This is a genomic window from Achromobacter sp. SIMBA_011 (genome assembly GCF_046535435.1).
Classification (GTDB): domain Bacteria; phylum Pseudomonadota; class Gammaproteobacteria; order Burkholderiales; family Burkholderiaceae_B; genus Achromobacter; species Achromobacter dolens.
The window spans coordinates 1-229 of the sequence record NZ_JAWRWN010001365.1 but is presented as its reverse complement, the minus strand read 5'-3'; the positions used below and the strand labels follow the sequence as shown (position 1 = coordinate 229).

Annotated in this window: 1 pseudogene; it reads right to left on the bottom strand. The window is 65.9% G+C overall.

Features of this window, described 5'->3' with window-relative positions:
• Positions 1–212 (bottom strand): annotated as a pseudogene (locus SB816_RS35525) (hypothetical protein); the annotation flags it as partial.
• Positions 213–229 lie beyond the last annotated feature (17 nt).

The following is a 229-nucleotide window of genomic DNA, read 5'->3' as shown; positions in this document are numbered from 1 at the left end:
AGCACGCGCAGCTTGTCGGCGACCACGTCGATATAGCGGCGGCACGCGGTCAGCGCGTCGGGCGCGAACGCTTGCGCGCCCGTCATCATCGATTCGATGCGGTGTTCGTAGAAGCGCAACACCTCGGCTTCGCGCGCGACTTCCTGCGCCTTCGCCTCGCGCGCGCGTTCGCGTGGAGAGCCGGTCGCGGGTCTATTGCATTTGTCCTGCAAATCCCGTTCGTGCTTGG